The sequence below is a fragment of the Psychrobacillus sp. Z3-81 genome (genome assembly GCF_056620325.1).
Window position 1 is genome coordinate 1 of sequence record NZ_JBWQPU010000114.1, and the last position, 231, is coordinate 231.

The following is a 231-nucleotide window of genomic DNA, read 5'->3' on the forward strand; positions in this document are numbered from 1 at the left end:
TCTTCTGTATCCTCTTCAGGAGGGGTTTCCTCATCAGGTGGTTCGTTCGGGTCAGTTGGCTCTGGATTAGTTATCTCATCTCCTGGATTACCATCTTCAGGTTCCTCTTCATCCGTTGGTTCAGATTGAGTAGGGATAAACTGTAGGTTGTTTACTTTGTTAGAAGCGCCAGATTGTAAACCGGTAATATCAACTGCTACTACTATAAATGTTCCTTGCCATCCTAAAGTA

The 231-nt window shown here is 42.9% G+C and carries 1 pseudogene; it reads right to left on the reverse strand.

From position 1 onward, the window contains the following. Positions 1-231: pseudogene (locus tag AC1ECF_RS17840) on the reverse strand (hypothetical protein); the annotation flags it as partial.